This is a genomic window from Roseburia sp. 1XD42-69, assembly GCF_003612565.1.
Classification (GTDB): domain Bacteria; phylum Bacillota; class Clostridia; order Lachnospirales; family Lachnospiraceae; genus Roseburia_B.
Window position 1 is genome coordinate 1 of the sequence record NZ_RAZG01000015.1, and the last position, 16,272, is coordinate 16,272.

The following is a 16,272-nucleotide window of genomic DNA, read 5'->3' on the forward strand; positions in this document are numbered from 1 at the left end:
AATTTGCATATCCTAATTCTTACCAAAAAGGAGCCATTTATTTCCAAAAACACAAACTTATTTACACTACCTTTCCCAAGCCACTGCTATGTAATAACTTTTCCATCTGCATTCACATCAAAACAATATCCAACCTCACGCACACACCGAATTGAAAATCGAGCATCTGGATTTGCTTCTCGCAGTTTTTCACGGAGATTTCGAATGTGGCATTTAATTGCATTGTTTGTACTTCCAAATGCCTCTTCTCCCCAAACCCTTTGATATATCTGGTCGTAAGTAAGAACACACCCCTCATTTACCGCAAGCAGGCATAAGAGTGTATATTCCTTTATCGTCAAACCCACTTCCTGATTTCCACAGTACACTTTATGATGCATCAAGTCTATTTCCAAATCCGTAAATAACATCACTGATTCATGTTCTAAAGAAGCCAATTCCGATTCGGAATGTTGCTTTGCCATTTTTATTAGGTCATCAAAGAAATCAGAAGTTTGTTCGTTAAGCTCAAATACAACTATGCGTCCGATATTATCACCTTCAATCATTAAAAACCGCCATACGGATTCTTATTCCTCTTTCTTTTTTATACGCCTAAGCCACTTAGAAAAGTAATGGCTCACCCATACAAACAAAACCATGACTGCTATATAATCCTCCAGAAAGAATATCAACGGTTCCTCAAAATCAAAGAAGGCAAAATGATTTATCAAGAGCATATACCTCCCAATTTCCCTCTGTATGAACGCATACGCTCCATATCCGGCGATAAGAACGGCAATCCCACGAAGCAGCCATCTCCCGATAGCAGGAAGTTCTTTTACAAACCGCTTTGCAATCCCTATCATCATGCCCCAGTGCAGCCCCAGATGAAGCGACATCAGTACAAATCCCCAATAGGCGGAAATCATATGAACCTCTCTGACGAAAGCCCGCCCGCCTTTGATTGGCAGAAATGACAATGCGTACTCTGAAAGAATTACCCCGCTATACATAGAACCGACCATTGTAAGCAGGATTCCAACAACAAGAATGGTCTGCCAAATGCGAAACAACGTATATCTTCCTTTCAAAACATATCCGATCCATTTTCGGTTCAAAAAATGGTGGAAAATGAAAAGAACAAACATCGCCATTCCAAGCCACTCATGTACCGCTGCCCCAATCCGTTCATAAGTCATCAGGAACAGCAGCATGACCGTCATTCCAATATCAACCACTATTTTCAAAATTGTCTTCCGATTCATGCTGCCTGCCTCCTGTTACTCCTGTTTCTATTGGTGAAGCCCTGTCAGCATTTCCACCATTGCCGGGTCATAGTGGGAGAAGAACAGGCTTTCTTTTTCGTCCAGTGCCTGAATTGCTTCCATATCCTCACCAGACAGCACAAAATCAAACACATCTATATTCTGGATCATGCGCTCTTTATGGGTAGACTTCGGAATCACCACAACACCGCTCTGAATCAGGAAGCGGAGAGCCGTCTGTGCTGCGCTCTTATTGTATTTCTCCCCAATCTTTGTCAGGACAGGATTGGTAAAGAAATCGTTGCGCCCCTCTGCAAAAGGCCCCCACGATTCATGCTGCACGCCATATTTCACCATATATTCGTGGGCCTGCGCCTGCTGCTGAAATACATGGGTTTCCACCTGATTGACCGCCGGTTTCACTTCCACAAAATTGCACAGGTCAACCAGGCGGTCAGGGTAGAAGTTGGATACGCCGATTGCACGAATCCAGCCTTCCTTATAGGCTTCTTCCATTGCCCGGTAAGTCCCATAATAGTCATTGAAAGGCTGATGGATCAGTACAAGATCAATATACTCCGACTGCAATTTGCACAGGGATTCCCTCAAAGAGGTCTTCGCTTTTTCATAGCCGCCGTTGCTGATCCACACCTTTGTGGTGATAAATAATTCTTCACGGGGAACGCCGCATTTTTTAATTGCATTTCCAACCGCTTCTTCATTTCCGTATGCCTGTGCCGTATCAATGGAGCGGTAGCCGACACTGATTGCATCCAGCACACAGCGCTCACATTCCTCATTGCTTACCTGATACACGCCGTATCCCAACACCGGCATTTTGATTCCATTATTTAAAGTTACATATTCCATGATTTTCCCTCCTGCAATTTGTTATTTGATTTTTTCGTAGTCTTCACTGCTGACTGGTTCACACCACTCTGTATGCCCATTTTCCCCTGGCACTTCCACCGCCAGATGTGAAAACCAACTGTCCGGCGCTGCGCCATGCCAATGCTTCACGCCTACCGGGATGTTGACCGTATCCCCCGCAGTCATACACACAGGCTCTTTTCCCCATTCCTGATAAAAGCCCCTGCCTGCCACGCAGACCAGAATCTGGCCTCCTCCGTTATCGGCATGATGGATATGCCAGTTATTCCGACAGCCCGGCTCAAGAGTCACATTGAAGATACCTACCTGTTCTTCAGAAACCGGCTCCAGATAGCTTTGCCCTGTAAAATACTTGGCAAACGCATCATTTGGCTGCCCGATTGAAAATATCATAGACTTTTCATGTGCAGTCTTTTCATCCGCCTCACCTGTTTCATCCTTCCAGATTTCCTTCGCCAGGCGGAACGCCGCCCATGCCTTTGGCCACCCTGCGTAAAAGGCTGCGTGGGTAATCATTTCCGCAATTTCTTTCTTTGTAATGCCGTTTGCTTTTGCCGCCTCAAGATGGTGCATAAAAGAGGTATCGGTAAGCCCCTGTGAAAGAAGCGCCACAACCGTAATCAAGGAACGGTCACGGAGGGACATTTTATCCTCCCTGCTCCACACCTGCCCGAAAAGCACATCATCATTCAACTCCGCAAACTTAGGGGCAAATTCCCCAAGCGCAGTCCTTCCTGCTGTCTGTTTTACCGCCATACTGTGTTCCTCCTGTAAAATTGATGAAAATATTTTTATAATTTCTCCGACAATCTGACCGCCTCGGAGCGGTTCGTTGCCATTCCTGCATACTCCATCCCATAAAGCCCTGCAAAACGCTTCATGGTATATTCCCCGGCCTCCATCATCCACTTTTCCGGCGCTGCGCCCTGAAAGAGAAAATACAGCCTCCTTCCCGATAAAGAGCCTTCCTCTACCAGACCATAAAAGCGATCCAGCATATTCCGCACAGAACCGCAGATATTGTGCCAGTAGAGCGGGGAACCAATCACAATCACTTCCGCCTCTTTTATTTTCCCAATCACCTCTCCAAGCTGGTCATCCGGGAAATCCTGCCCATAACTGCCAATCCGGTAATCCGTCAAATTCAGCGTGTCATAGTCCCTTCCCTTCAATAAATCTTTTGCAAGTCCCGCTGTGTTGCCGTTCTTATTCGGGCTGCCATTGATAAACAAAATGCTCATTTTTATATCCTCCTGCTATTTTATAAAATCATTGTTCCCTGTTCCAGAAAAAGCGAAGCCCATTGTAGGTATATTCATCACTGGCTATAGCATCATGGACATACCCTTCCCGTTCCAAAAAAGACAGATTCCCATCAGCCTCATTATCGGCAAACCGGAACGTGCCGTCCGAAACACTCCCCATTGCCATAATCTGTGTCTTAAAAGCGCTGTACGCAAAGTCATCCGTACCGGAGGCGGCGAAGATAAAGAAGTCATCCGAATCATGTCCAGATTCTTTTACCAGCTCTGCCATGTATTCGCCGTCTGTAGAGTAGCTTCCGCTCATAGGCATAAAATACCGGAAATAATCAAGCGCATACCGGAAAGTACACCATGTATTGACAGAACCCATGGAAAAACCGCCAAATCCTCTATGGTTGCGTGACGCTTTTAATCCTTCCTGCGTGGTATCTTCCGCATATGTGCTGTATCTGCTTTCCACCGCCGGAATCAGGTCATTTACCAGCTCATTATGAAACCGGTCTGTCAGCCGGAGCGCAAGGCTGTAATCCCCGCTGTCCCTGCCGCTGGTGTTATTATAGGTGGGCAGGACGATGATAAGGGGCTGTATCTTCCCGTCCTCTATGGCATGGTCGATCACATGCTTAAAGGAACGGGGATTTTGGTCTGTTCCCATCGTGGTCGTTTCGTTGCTCCAGCCTCCGTGACTTAAATAGAAAACATTATATTCTTGATTTTCTGAATAACCATAAGGCAAATACACCCACGCCTCTTTTGTCAGTTCCTGCGTCTTTTCCTCGTAGGAAAAAGATTCCCATGTCTGGTAAGTCAGCTTTTCCAGTGTTCCCGGATGTTCCGAAGGGCTTTTATATTTATCTGGGATATATTCCAGTTCCGCCGGTACGGTTCCGCTTAAAGACGCATTGATACTGCCCCCGTGACTCGGTTCCTTCGTTGCCTGAAACAGCCAGCCCATGATTTCCGTGTCTCTGGCAAACAAGCCGCCCCCGCCATGTTCATTTGAGATGCCCCGCTGCGTAAAATATTCATGCTCTTTTATATCCAGCACAAGTAGGCCGTCAATTTTTTCTTTGTCAAATCCTTTCTGCTCATACAAAGCATACAGTGCATTGTAGGCTTCCTGGGTTTGCTCAGAACCATAATATTCGTCATTCCTGCCAATGGCAAGATAGACGGGAAGCTCCTGCTCTATCACCGGCTCATACGCTCCATCCCACTTTGAACTGACATGAAGATAAGCAGTAAACAAGTCCGGTCTTTTCCCAAGCACAAGGGACATGGTTTCGCCTCCTCCGGAATAGCCGCTTCCATACACCCTGTCCCGGTCAATGTTATACTGTTCCAGAAAATATTCCGCCAATGCAATCGTCTGATCTGCGGAGGTTTCACCCCAGTCATTTAACTGTGGGGCAACGATAATCATTTCCTCATTGTATTTCATCGCTTCAAAGCCAAATTCTTCTGTTTTGATATTGGCTGCAACTCCCTGAAAATACAGTCCCCCATATCCGGGAAGCGTGAAATACAACGCATAGGGTTTCGTGCCGTCATAAGTTTCGGGAATATAGATATTGTAATGAATATCCCCTTCCGAATCAGAATGAAATACATTGTCAACCCGAAAATCCCGATATATTTCCGTTCCCTCCGTTTCCTGCGCTGTTTTTTCCGGTCTGCTTCCTGCATCCTCCTGTACTGTTTTTTCCGGCCTGCTCTCTGCATCACTCTGCGCTAAAGACTGCGTTTCTGTCTGCCCACCTCTGGAAGTACAGGCAGTTACAGAAACGCAGAGTATCAGTGTCAACAGCAATAATAATCTTTTTTTCATCTGCTGCCTGCCCTCCCGCTTCAATTATCGAAAGCCTTATCAATCAGGTGATTTTCAGGCGGTTTATAAGCCAAGGCCATTTACCCATTCTACAACCGTATCTTCGGAAGCCCCGGAACGGAAACGGATGCCTTCCAGCCACTCACCGGTTCCTGCCGCTTCTTCCAATAATTCGCCGCTTTCTCCCAGACCAGAGGAAGAAGAGGTACAGAAAGGAACCACCGTTTTCCCGGTAAAGTCATTGGCAGCAATAAAACCGTCTACCGGCCATGCGGCAATCCCCCACCAGATCGGATAACCGATAAATACCGTATCGTAGGAATCCCAATTTTCTACTGTGTCCGCTACCAGAGGAACCGTCCGCTCCTCCAGATTATCATGCTCATGGGAAACCCTGCTGTCCCTGTCCGTCCAATCCAAATCGGCGCTGCTGTAGGGTTCTTCCGGCTCTAACTCAAACAGGTCTGCATCCATCGCTCCTGCAATATAAGCCGCCACTTCTTCCGTGTTTCCTGATGCAGAGTAATAAACCACCAGTGATTTCCCGTCCGTATTTTCTGATTCTTTTTCTGCCAAAGCAGAAGCGTCAGCGTCTTGATTTATGTATCCCAAATCCGACAGCCACGCAAGAATATCCGGCTCTGCATCCTGCACGTTATTTCTGGATACGGTAAAGCCGTCTTCCCTTACATCTGCGTCCGGCTCCAGTTCTGCAATCGTACTGATGGTACTGGAAAAACCGCTGCCTCCATGGGTATTGAACGGTATGACCGTCTTGCCGGAAAAATCATAGGCATCAAAGAACGAATAGAGGATCATCGGCATATCGCCCCACCAGTTGGGGAAACCTACAAAAACTGTGTCATACTGTCCCAGATCCTCAATGTTGCCCTTGATGGCTGGCCGGGCGTTATCCTCCTGCTCCTGCGCCGCCAAATCAACCAGCGTATCATGATCCGTCGGATACGGCGTTTCCGGCTCAATGCGGAAGATGTCTGCCCCGGTATTCTCCTGAATGACATAGGCCACATATTGGGTATTGCCCAACACCTCGCCGTCAATGACCACAACACTGTTATCTTCCTCCTGGGTCATGTTATCGGGATCACTGGTTTCCGGCATGGAGAAGTAGACAACCAATGCCTTCCCCTCTGCGGAACCGGAATTTTCTTCTGTATTTACGTCTATATTTTCCTCCGGGATTTCCGTTTCCGGCTGTGCGGACGGTTCCGTTTCCACACTTTCCACCATCCGGTCTATCGCTTCCGGTTTCCTGTCATCCTGAGTGCTGCCGCAGGCGGCAAGGCCAAATGACAGGAATATGCTCATTAAAACAGCCGTTACTTTTTTCATAATCGCTTTCTCCTTTACCTTTTATTTGCCAATATCTTTTACCCATTCCTTTACTTCCTGTTCGGAACCTGAAACATTACTTCCACGCAGCGACAGCGCATTTTCTGTCAGAACCGTTGCACCGTCCGCAAGTTCTGCCACCCGCTTTACACTGTTTGCGCCATTTGAGCTTCCATTGTGGGAGAAAAAAGGAATGACTGTTTTCCCGGACAAATCGTACTCTTCAAGAAATGTCCAAACCGGCATAGGCAGGTCGTACCACCAAACAGGGAAACCGAGATAAATCACATCATACCGTGCCATCGTCTCCGCATCTATGTGTTCAGACAGTTCCGGGCGTATCTCATTATCCAGTTCATTTTTCGCACGATCAGCACAGGAATCAAAATCCTCGCCATAGCTCTCAGACGGGACAATTCGGAACAGTTCACCGCCTGTTTCCTCAGAAATCCAGCCTGCCATCTGCTGCCCGTTTCCAGACCATGAAAAATAAGCCACCAGCACATTGCTGTCCCCTTTTACTTCCGCTTCAGGGTCATTATCAATTCCCACGCCGGAGCCGCCCATCATCCTCATAAAAACGGTAATGGCGATAATCGCTGCTAATAAGACTCCTGCAATCACAATCACTTTTCTTTTCATATGGCATTTCTCCTCTACATCTGCTTTTTCCAAAATGCAACAGCATCCTCTATCCAGCCTTCTGCCACAGTTCCTGTCCCAAGGCCAAACCCGTGGGAAAGTTCGGGATATTTGTGGAATTCCGTATCAATTCCCAGGGCAGCCATCCGCTCCAGACGGTTTTCCATCGTCCTCCAGCTTGCAATCCCATCGTTTTCCCCCACACATACATAAGTGGGCGGATCATTCTCTGTATATTCAGAATGGCCGGTATACTGCATGATTACTGTGCCGGGGCCGGGCAGATCCTCTCCGCCGAAAGCCGCAGGACCATAGCTTCCGAGATATGCCGCCATTCTTGCGCCGGCGCTTCCTCCCCACAGGGAATAGCAGTCTGTATCTACTTCCAGTTCTTCTGCGTGTTCAAAAATAAAACTGATGGCTCTTGCCAGATCCTCACAGGCTGTCTGTGCGCCGGGACGGTAAATCAACGCAAATGCATGATAACCTTGTTTGGATAATTCCAGTGCATGGGGAAAGCTGTCGTGCATGGCCCCTACATAAGCAAAGCCGCCGCCCGCATTGCATACCGCAAACTTTTCACCCGGATTTCCCTGAAAGAAGAATAACCCGGTATCTTCTTTTGCAGGGTCAGCCGCCTTTTCCTGTGCAGAATAAATATCAAAGAAAATGGGTTCCTCCGCCTCTGCGTGTTCCTTCATGTAATTTACGATTTCCACCGTCTTATCCGGATTGATATTGCTATACCATGTCAGGCGCAGGCTTCCAAGCGTATCCCCACTGTAATAACCGGCATCTGCAGGAAAAATAAGCCGCCCGTAATCCCCAAACACCGGATCATTTGCCACATCCGATATCAGAGTGTCCGCCGTATACGCTTCCCCATTTCGGGAAATCTCCTGAACGGCTTTTACCGAAACTGAATTTTCAATATGGAGGTCATCTTCCTCCAAAACTGCCTCTTCCCCCTGTCTGGTCAATCTGCCGCAGCCACAAAGAAATCCTGCCGCCAAAAACATCAGCATCGCCATTCCAGTCATCCGTTTCACCATGAACCTCATCTCAGCCCAACCCCTTCTCTTTCAGCCATGCCTCAATATTGTCGGCAATGACATCATTGTTTAATTCCTGAAACATAAAATGACTGTTCCCGGTAATCCCTTCATCCGGCAGATTGACTACTGTACAGTCACCTCCATCGCCATTGTAGCTTTCCGCAAACTGAATCGCCCCGTCACGGACGGACTGCCAGAAACCGGTGGACATAACATCTTCCGGCCCATTGTCAATATAGTCCCCAAAATAAATGATGATGGGGATATCCGCTTCCAATAATTTTTGGTACTGTTCCGAACCTGCCTGTGGTGTACCGCCCGGTTCAATGGCAATAATCGCAGCGATATTTTCTGCCGGAACATCCCAGCCAACAGCGCCGCCCTGGGAATGTGTCACAAAAATAGATTTACTGCCTGTCATCTCATATACATCTTCCAGCACAGAGCCAAGGGCAGACGCATCCAACGCCTGATCAAAATCGCCGGTATTGGGCGTCATCTGACGGAAAAACTGATCCTGTGCCTCATCTCCCTCTGGAAATTGAGACCCTTCATACCGTTCCGGGGCAATACGCCCAATCCGAAAATGGGTATACCATGCCTGATCGCCCGGTTTATAATCCTTGGAATCTTCCGCCCATGTGTCAAGGAATCCATCCGTGGTCATTGTGGCCGTGGCGCCTGCCTCGCCCCTTCTTGGCTGGTCTACCAGAAATGACGCATATCCTTTTTTTAGAAACAAATCAGACCATCCCTCACGACCGTCCGGGGTTGTCATCCAACCCATACGGGACTGTCCATAGCCATGCAGATAAACCATTGGGGTTCCGTTATCATTTGCAGGAATCTGATAAAATACATTAGCGTGATCCACATGGGCTGTATTCCCTGCGCGGGTTGCATCCATCCAGTTTGTGGTTGGATCATATTCCCCTTCTACCGGTTCCGTAATCGTGCCTCCGGAAGAGAACATACCCTGCCTGGCAATCATCAGCGTCTCTGAAGCAGCTTCCCCTTCCGTAGATGTATGGTTTTCTTCCTGCCCTGCATCCGCTAAGGTATCCTGCACTGTGTCCGCCGACTGGCTGCCGCATCCCGTCAGCATGGAAACTGCCATAATCCCTGCCAGCAAAGTGGCAATAATACGTTTTTTCATTTGACGTTTTCCTCCCGTTTCATCTCTTTTCCTGGTATCACCAGTTCTTCTTTTCCTTACTGCTGTCATGCTTTGTCTTCCGTTCCTCCACCATCCTGACAAACCATTCAACCATAGCAGGGTCCTGATGGGAGAAGAAGGAGCTGGAGGCAGTATCCAATGCCGCCAGTGCGTCCATGTCTTCTTCCGACAGGTGAAAATCAAACACATGAAAATTCTCTTCCATACGTTTCCTGTGGGTGGACTTGGGGATAACTACAATCCCCCGCTGGATATGCCAACGGAGCATGACCTGTGCGGCGGTCTTTCCATATTTACTGCCAATCGCTGCCACTGTTTCGTTATCAAAAGTGCCTTTCCGTCCTTCGCCAAAAGGTGCCCACGCCTCTAACCGAATGCCGTATTTATCTGCATATTCCTTCATCTGCTTCTGCTGGTTGAAGATATGGATCTCCACCTGGTTGATTGCCGGCTTAATCCGGTTAAAGGCGGCAAAGTCCACCATGCGGTCTACATAGAAGTTGGAAATACCGATAGCCCGGATTTTCCCCCCGTCATAAAACTCCTCCAGCGCACGGTACGCACCGTAAGCATCGGAAAAAGGCTGATGAAGAAGAACCAGATCCAGATAATCCGTCTGCAGCTTCCTCATGGATTCCAGCACGGAAGATTTGGCCGCCTCATATCCATAATGCTCCACCCACACCTTGGTGGTCAGAAATATCTCTTCCCGTGGGATACCAGATTTTTGGATTGCGCTGCCCACCTGCTCCTCATTGAAATAGCTCTGCGCCGTATCCAGGCTGCGGTATCCCACCTGCAGGGCATCCAGCACACACCGCTCGCATTCTTCCTTTGTCACCTGATAGACGCCATAGCCAAGAACCGGCATTTTTACTCCATTGTTCAATGTTACATATTCCATATCAATATCCTCCTCGTTTTTAATCGTTTTCCGTCTGGTCATTGGACCCTACCAGCTCACAAAGTGTCACATGCTCATTACGGTATCTCGCTGCGGGATTTTTCTCCGGCCGGGGCAGGGCAAACTGCACTGCCATTTTCGGGCAGGCATGGACGCAGGCGTAGCAGGCCTGGCATCCTTCCGGCTCATGGACTGCATATTGGTTTTCCAGACGGATGCACCCGGCAGGACATACCCTGGTGCAGATTCCGCAGCCCACACATTCGTCCGTCACCCGGAAAGCCGCCCAGACCGTTTCCGGCGCATTTTTGACCATCTTCAGATACATTTTATGTGCGGTCTTTTCCGCAAGGCTTGTTTTCTGTATCCCATACCTTTTTGCCTGCAGATCAGCCCTGATCTCATCCAGACGCTTTTCCACCTGTTTATCTATTGCCATCTGCTCTTTCATATCAAATACCGGAAGAAAATTATCCACCATCTCAATGGTCGTGATATAATCTGCCTGTTTCCCTGCATCCTGGAAAAACAGATCGGCAATCTCCGCCGCTCCTCCATGATGTGCGCCATAGGTCAGCACAACGAAAAGATACTCCGTTTCAAAGGAAGCCCTGCGGATAAACTCCTTTACCATGCTCGGCATTTCATGCCCATAAACCGGACATACAATGCCAATGCTGTCCGCAGAAAATACCAGCCTTTCCCGTTTTATGACCTGCGGAATGCTTATCCTGTTTTGATCCAGTTCTTTTGCCACATACAGGCTGTTCCCGGTTCCTGTAAAGTAAAAAATCATTTCCGTCCCCTCCTTTCGTCCTGAAGCCATTTTATTGCAGATTTTTTTATTTGTACAATGCTAATTCCGCAATCCAGATTTCATAAAATGAAATCTGGGTCATTTACTTTCCTTTCTGCATCTGCTATAATTTCTTCAGAAAGGAGTGCTTTCCCACATGGTTGATTATCATATCCTGGAACAATTCGTTACCTTTTACCAGACTGGAACCTTGCGAGAAACCGCAGAAAAAATGCATATTTCCCAGCCTACACTGACAAGAAATATGCAGAGATTGGAAACAGAATTCGATGTTCCGCTGTTTCACCGCACCAAAAACAGTATTTCACTTAATGAAACCGGAACCCTCGCAGCAGAAGATGCCAAAATGCTATTAAAACAGACCGAAAACATGATCCGTCATGCCCGTGATTTTGACCGGAAGAACAGAACCATCACGCTTGGCTCCTGCACGCCTGTCCTGATACCGGAACTCATACGCCGCATTACCGGCGCCTTTCCCATGGCATCTATTTCATCAGAAACCAAAAGCACATCCTGTCTCCTTGACGGAGTAAGAAACGGACTTTACCATCTCGTGCTGCTTCCTTTCTGCCCGGAAGACGATGGGCTATCCTGCCGGAAATGGGGCGAAGAGCATCTGTCCTTCCTTCTTCCCAAGCGGCACCGCTTTGCACGCAGAAAATCCTTAAGCGTATCTGAAATGAATGGAGAAAATATGCTTTTATTTCAGGATATTGGTTTCTGGCATGATCTGGTGGTAGAGAAAATGCCCGATTCCAGGTTCCTCGTCCAGACAGAACGCTACACCTTCCTGGAATTGATTGAGAATTCCACTATGCCGGTTTTCACCACGGACTACTACCACAATGAACTCATTGACTCCATACCTGCCCCGTCCCGTGTGGCAGTGCCTATCACGGACCCTGAATTTAATGTCAGTTACTATCTGGTCTGCAGAAAGGAACATTCTCAAAAATTCAGCGGTCTGTTGTGACACAGAATATATGCCATCAGCGGACAAGGGTGATACTTTTTGATTTTTCCTTAAGGGGGTTCATGTTTACCAAAACGAGAGGGTTCATGTATCCGTGGAGAGGGTTCACTTTCAAATATCTTTTTCCCGATGCTATGAATCACTATAAAAAGAAAAAGGCTTTCAGTCACGTTTTAATGTACTGAAAGCCTTTATTTCTGCCTTTTTGCCGTTATTCTGTTTATTCCTTTTGTATCAATTAAGCGATTTTCATTTCCACATACTCGTTAACGACTAAAAATCCCTGTTCATTTGCGTAATCCCTGAGTATTTGTTTCTGCGTGGAAATGCTTGCGCTTTCCCCTTCCAGCTCGTCATCACGGCTTAAACGCATATATAACGCTGTATTGTATTGCTGCTGTTTCACTTGTTTTAACCTCCTGTCTTTGGAAACAGCCCGCCACAATACACTGCTTGCATGAATCTATTATAGCATGGGGCAGGCCGTTTTTCCATCATTGCAACAATATTCTTCTTATGGTTTTTTCATCTCGTACCGCATGACATTCTCCGCAAGCGTTTCCACGGTCTGTTTTTTCCCGCTGAAATGCTCTGTAAGATGGACAATGTTTTTGCCGCAGACAAAAGAAGTCTGCCCATCCTTTTCTATGAAATACCCTGTTGGGATTCCTTTCTCTTTTGGCTGGATTCCTGACTTAATTATTCTGTCAAATAGCTGTTTTACCGTAATGATTCCTCCCTCCTGCGGTCTGTTTTAACTGGCTGTTTCTGTTGGTTTAACCGCTGGTTTTCAATCGTATCGTGGATTTGGTCTAAGCAGTTGTCGATATGGGCAGAGCGTTTTTCAATCCCGTCTGCATATTTCAGCCGTTTCCTAAGCTCTGTTATCTGCTCCGTCACGCCCTGCTTTTCGGCTCGGAGTGTTTCTTTTTCGGCTGGTGTGGCACGGCGTACCTTGTTCCGCAAGTGCTGGCGGTAGTCAATCAGTTTATTCATTTCGGTCTGGTTTTTCTCCCTGTCGGCGTGTAAGTCGGAAAGGGTAGAGATGTTATGCTTTGACATATACCTTACCTGTGCGGTAATCTCGTCCAGTTTCCGAAGTTCCTCTTTCATCAGCGGGCTTGCCGGCTTGTAGTCTGTGCCTTTGGGGAATATCCCCAGCTGATAGCACCAGTGGTAATACAACGCTAAAATCCCTGTGGTTTTCTGATGCGGTTTCCATGCGTTTTTATACTGCTCTGGCATATGCGGGGAGTAGGAAATCCTTGCTTTGTAGTTTCCATATCGGGAAGCCCCGCCTAAACATGACCGTATGAAATCGGGAGTCAGCCGTTCGTCAAGCGTGTCTAACCTTGTGAAATGCCTGTACTGCGGCAGCTTCATTTTCCAATGGCTGCCCGAAAAATCAATCTCATATCCTTTATCGGTAAGGTATTTCATCATGTGCTGTAAATCCCTGCTCCCGTTGATTGCTTCCCTTAAATCCTCCCGATAGACGTTGTACCGTGTCGGCTTTCCGCTTTTTTCGTCCAGATACAGCGGTCTTGCAGGGGCTTTCTTGGGGTTTTCAATCACCGATAAACTGTACTCTCGGCATAAGCGGTCGGACACCTCCCTTAGCCGTTTCTGTTCGGATTTTGAGTAATTATATTTGCTCCCATCCAGATAAGAAACGGAGTTAAAACAGAAATGATTATGGAGATGTCCTTTGTCAAGGTGGGTGGCAACGATTATCTGGTATTTATCGCCCCACATTTCCCTTGCCAGTTTTAATCCGATTTCGTGGCACTGTTCGGGCGTTACCTCGTCTGGCTTGAAGCTCTGGTAGCCGTGCCATGCGATATATCCGCCTGTCTTTTGGTACTGCTTCTTTGTCAAAATCATCTCTGTAATGCGGTTTCTTTCAAACAGTTGATAGCGGAAACATACTCGCCCTCATTTGTTTTTGACGGATTTTTCACATAGGAGAACACGTCAAAGAAGTCCTGCATATCTTCATTCGGCACGGTCTTTTCTGGATTTTCTATATAGTCAATCACGTCTTTTATGCTCCCTTTGACATGCCATAGGCTCGTTACCGCCATATCAGACCGCCCCCTGTTCTGTCAATTCTTCTATGCTGAACCGTTGTGGGAGAGTTGTTTTCTGTTGCAGTTCTAAGATAAAATCCTCAATCTCCTTACAGATTTCAGTGGCGGTTGGATAGTATGGGACACACTTTTTGAAAGCGTCATGCACTTCATAGAGCTTGTTTAACAGTTCCCAAAACTCGGTTTTTGGCTTCGGCTGCGGGGCGTTTCCCTTGCATAACTGGCGCATAAATTCGGCAGCGGACAGACCGCAAGCGGCGGCGCACTGCTTTAATTTTTCATGTTCTCCCTCGTTCAATCGGACGGTAATCGGGACATTCCGCACGCCCTTTTCTGATTTTTCTTTGCTCATTTTCCTTAATCCTCCAGTCTTAAATTCCTTTCTTCGGGGTATTCAGGGGCTCAATGTCGTCAACTTAAGCCGACATTACCCCATTATACCAACAGGAAATAATTCAAAAAATTTAATAAAACACTTGACAAGTACGCCAAAAAATGTTGCCGCGCAATTGATTATAAACTTTGATTGCGAGGCAGAAAAATGATTAAAAAAAATAGTATTTGCAAGTTAATTAAAAATGTTAAAACTCTTATTTCTTCCGATGAATTTAGAACAAAACATTCCTTGGAAGATAATGCTTTCACGAGAAACAGAAAATTATCATTTCAGGATATCATTTCCTTTATATTAGGGCTGCCACGCAAGTCGCTGCCGACAGAATTAGATTTGTTTTTTGAAGAAAAAGATTTTTCTGTCTCCAAGCAGGCTTTTTCAAAGGCAAGATACAAAATTTCATCACAGGCGTTTGAAGATATTTTTCAAATGTCAACTGACATTTTTCAATTTACCAGCCATCCAAAAACATGGGACGGGTATCGCATATTTGCTATTGACGGTTCTGACATTGCTGTTGCCCATAATAAAAAAAATGAGACTGAATTCGTTTGAAGAAGAATAACCACTCCTCTTATCCCATGGCAAGACTGACTGTATTGTATGACGTTACGAATGACTTGATTGTGGACGTCCAGTTTACGGGCATATCTATAGGCGAAAGAGAACATGCACATAGGCTCCTTTCATCAGGCACTTTGGCAAACGACAGAAATTACAAGAATCTAATCATATTTGACCGGGGATATCCGTCAAGGGCGCTGATACATGAACTTGAGGATAAAGGATTGTCTTATTTGATTCGCTGTTCCCATTCTTTTCTTTCGTGCGTCAACGGATGTCCTGACGGCGACCATACCGTAACAGATATTTACAAAGGACGCACGACTCAGATTCGCATTATAAAAGACACTTCGGGCGAAGAACCGCATATACTTGTCAGCAATCTTTTTGAAGATCGTCAAGATGCTTCATACCATCAAAATCTGTATCACAGAAGATGGGAAATCGAAACGAAATATGGCGAGCTAAAAACGAAAATGCGGTTAGAAAACTTTTCAGGGAAAAATCCGCAGGTAATCCGTCAGGATTTGTATGCAGCTTTATTCATATCGAACTTATCTGCGCTGATGAAGTCATCTGCAGAGGCAGAAATGGAAGAAAAACTAACCAGTGGAAAGCATAAATACCAGCTAAATAGAAGCTACATTATAGGCATCGTTTCCCGATATGTGAAAAGTCTGTTGACCGTTCCGAATTACAAAAAGCAACTAACGGCACTCATAACCCGAATTCAAAGAATGAGGTCAATCATTCGTCCAGACAGGCACTTCAAAAGGATATCTGGACATCACGGAACAACGAATGGGTTTTACATACGGGTAAATCTGTAATACATAGGGGGTAATGTCGGCTTAAGTTGACGACATTGTTCAGGGGCTGTCCCCTGATTTAGTCCATGCCCGCAAGCGGCATGGATTGGGATTGTGGCTGACACAATCCGATGCTCGCTATCTCTGTGGACAACGCCGCAGAGCATTTTTCCTGTGCAGCCGCCATTCTTCCATACCTGTCTTACCCTCCGAAAAGAAAATCCTATGTCCCTGCACCTCCGTTCTGGATTTGATTTCTC

The 16,272-nt window shown here is 46.6% G+C and carries 18 protein-coding genes and 1 pseudogene; 3 read left to right on the plus strand and 16 right to left on the minus strand.

Annotated elements, in window-relative coordinates:
• Positions 1 to 86: 86 nt before the first annotated feature.
• The 12 genes from D7Y06_RS09460 to D7Y06_RS09515 all read right to left on the minus strand — a co-directional run bounded on the left by D7Y06_RS09460 (position 87) and on the right by D7Y06_RS09515 (position 11,158).
• On the minus strand, positions 87 to 548 hold the full coding sequence (locus D7Y06_RS09460; protein WP_120407569.1) for a winged helix-turn-helix domain-containing protein: 462 nt from the start codon (positions 546 to 548) through the stop codon (positions 87 to 89).
• Between the two features lie 21 nt (positions 549 to 569).
• Positions 570 to 1,247 carry a DUF4405 domain-containing protein gene (locus tag D7Y06_RS09465; RefSeq protein WP_120407570.1) on the minus strand — a complete coding sequence of 226 codons (678 nt, stop codon included), beginning with the start codon at positions 1,245 to 1,247 and terminating at the stop codon, positions 570 to 572.
• A 27-nt stretch (positions 1,248 to 1,274) separates the two neighbouring features.
• Entirely contained in the window at positions 1,275 to 2,117 is an 843-nt protein-coding gene (locus D7Y06_RS09470) for an aldo/keto reductase (protein WP_120407571.1), read from the minus strand.
• A gap of 21 nt (positions 2,118 to 2,138) precedes the next feature.
• Entirely contained in the window at positions 2,139 to 2,894 is a 756-nt protein-coding gene (locus D7Y06_RS09475) for a carboxymuconolactone decarboxylase family protein (protein WP_120407572.1), read from the minus strand.
• A gap of 35 nt (positions 2,895 to 2,929) precedes the next feature.
• Positions 2,930 to 3,379, minus strand: a complete 450-nt coding sequence (locus tag D7Y06_RS09480; protein ID WP_120407573.1) for a flavodoxin family protein — start codon at positions 3,377 to 3,379, stop codon at positions 2,930 to 2,932.
• A gap of 28 nt (positions 3,380 to 3,407) precedes the next feature.
• Positions 3,408 to 5,231 carry an alpha/beta hydrolase-fold protein gene (locus D7Y06_RS09485; protein ID WP_120407574.1) on the minus strand — a complete coding sequence of 608 codons (1,824 nt, stop codon included), beginning with the start codon at positions 5,229 to 5,231 and terminating at the stop codon, positions 3,408 to 3,410.
• A 63-nt stretch (positions 5,232 to 5,294) separates the two neighbouring features.
• Complete coding sequence (locus tag D7Y06_RS09490) at positions 5,295 to 6,584, minus strand: flavodoxin (protein ID WP_120407575.1); 1,290 nt, start codon at positions 6,582 to 6,584, stop codon at positions 5,295 to 5,297.
• Between the two features lie 21 nt (positions 6,585 to 6,605).
• Positions 6,606 to 7,226, minus strand: coding sequence for a flavodoxin (locus D7Y06_RS09495; RefSeq protein ID WP_147415621.1), 621 nt, complete (start codon positions 7,224 to 7,226; stop codon positions 6,606 to 6,608).
• Between the two features lie 14 nt (positions 7,227 to 7,240).
• Positions 7,241 to 8,287: an alpha/beta hydrolase gene (locus tag D7Y06_RS09500; protein WP_243119199.1), complete on the minus strand. Its 1,047-nt coding sequence runs from the start codon at positions 8,285 to 8,287 to the stop codon at positions 7,241 to 7,243.
• A 1-nt stretch (position 8,288) separates the two neighbouring features.
• On the minus strand, positions 8,289 to 9,437 hold the full coding sequence (locus D7Y06_RS09505; RefSeq protein ID WP_120407640.1) for an alpha/beta hydrolase: 1,149 nt from the start codon (positions 9,435 to 9,437) through the stop codon (positions 8,289 to 8,291).
• Between the two features lie 37 nt (positions 9,438 to 9,474).
• Entirely contained in the window at positions 9,475 to 10,404 is a 930-nt protein-coding gene (locus D7Y06_RS09510; RefSeq protein WP_120407577.1) for an aldo/keto reductase, read from the minus strand.
• Positions 10,382 to 11,158 carry an EFR1 family ferrodoxin gene (locus tag D7Y06_RS09515; protein ID WP_120407578.1) on the minus strand — a complete coding sequence of 259 codons (777 nt, stop codon included), beginning with the start codon at positions 11,156 to 11,158 and terminating at the stop codon, positions 10,382 to 10,384. The genes D7Y06_RS09510 and D7Y06_RS09515 overlap by 23 nt, the downstream gene beginning before the upstream one ends.
• 157 nt (positions 11,159 to 11,315) lie before the next feature.
• On the opposite strand from D7Y06_RS09515, the gene D7Y06_RS09520 reads away from it, so the two are divergent.
• Positions 11,316 to 12,155: a LysR family transcriptional regulator gene (locus D7Y06_RS09520; protein WP_120407579.1), complete on the plus strand. Its 840-nt coding sequence runs from the start codon at positions 11,316 to 11,318 to the stop codon at positions 12,153 to 12,155.
• A gap of 253 nt (positions 12,156 to 12,408) precedes the next feature.
• On the opposite strand, the pseudogene D7Y06_RS09525 reads toward D7Y06_RS09520, so the two are convergent.
• The 4 genes and pseudogenes from D7Y06_RS09525 to D7Y06_RS09535 form a co-directional block, all read right to left on the minus strand.
• Positions 12,409 to 12,561, minus strand: a pseudogene (locus D7Y06_RS09525) (recombinase); the annotation flags it as partial.
• Between the two features lie 314 nt (positions 12,562 to 12,875).
• A complete protein-coding gene (locus D7Y06_RS09530) occupies positions 12,876 to 14,033 on the minus strand; it encodes a relaxase/mobilization nuclease domain-containing protein (protein WP_243119201.1) in 1,158 nt (385 codons plus the stop codon).
• Positions 14,034 to 14,035: 2 nt separating this feature from the next.
• Positions 14,036 to 14,239, minus strand: coding sequence for a hypothetical protein (locus D7Y06_RS26965; protein WP_243119202.1), 204 nt, complete (start codon positions 14,237 to 14,239; stop codon positions 14,036 to 14,038).
• 1 nt (position 14,240) lies between these two features.
• Positions 14,241 to 14,597 (minus strand): plasmid mobilization protein, encoded by a 357-nt coding sequence (locus D7Y06_RS09535; protein ID WP_120407581.1) that lies wholly within the window; start codon positions 14,595 to 14,597, stop codon positions 14,241 to 14,243.
• 189 nt (positions 14,598 to 14,786) lie between these two features.
• Between D7Y06_RS09535 and D7Y06_RS09540 the strand changes: the two genes are divergently transcribed.
• The gene (locus D7Y06_RS09540) at positions 14,787 to 15,194 is read left to right on the plus strand and encodes a hypothetical protein (RefSeq protein WP_120407582.1); all 408 of its coding nucleotides are present in this window, start codon (positions 14,787 to 14,789) and stop codon (positions 15,192 to 15,194) included.
• Positions 15,191 to 16,033: a transposase gene (locus D7Y06_RS09545; protein WP_120407583.1), complete on the plus strand. Its 843-nt coding sequence runs from the start codon at positions 15,191 to 15,193 to the stop codon at positions 16,031 to 16,033. The genes D7Y06_RS09540 and D7Y06_RS09545 overlap by 4 nt, the downstream gene beginning before the upstream one ends.
• The last annotated feature ends 239 nt before the right edge of the window (positions 16,034 to 16,272 follow it).